1 pseudogene is annotated in these 217 nt (G+C 70.0%); it reads right to left on the bottom strand.

The features are described from left to right. Positions 1-133: 133 nt before the first annotated feature. Positions 134-217, bottom strand: a pseudogene (locus GT045_RS40235) (hydrophobic protein); the annotation flags it as partial.

Genomic DNA, 217 nt, shown 5'->3' on the forward strand with positions numbered 1-217 from the left:
GCGGTGCGTCCGATAAGCCCGATGCCTCCCAACCACTACGCCGGTGCACGCGTTTGGGGCCCCGGCCGTGTCCGGCCAGGGCCCCAAAAACGCCTTACGCGCGTAGCGCGCTACTCGCGCCGATGTGCTGCGCCTACCAGCGGTACCAGCGACCCTTCCGGCCGCCGCTGTCCGCCGTACGGACGACGAAGCCCAGCAGCCACACGACGAGCACGAT

The sequence above is a fragment of the Streptomyces sp. SID486 genome (genome assembly GCF_009865385.1).
In the GTDB taxonomy this organism is placed as follows: domain Bacteria; phylum Actinomycetota; class Actinomycetes; order Streptomycetales; family Streptomycetaceae; genus Streptomyces.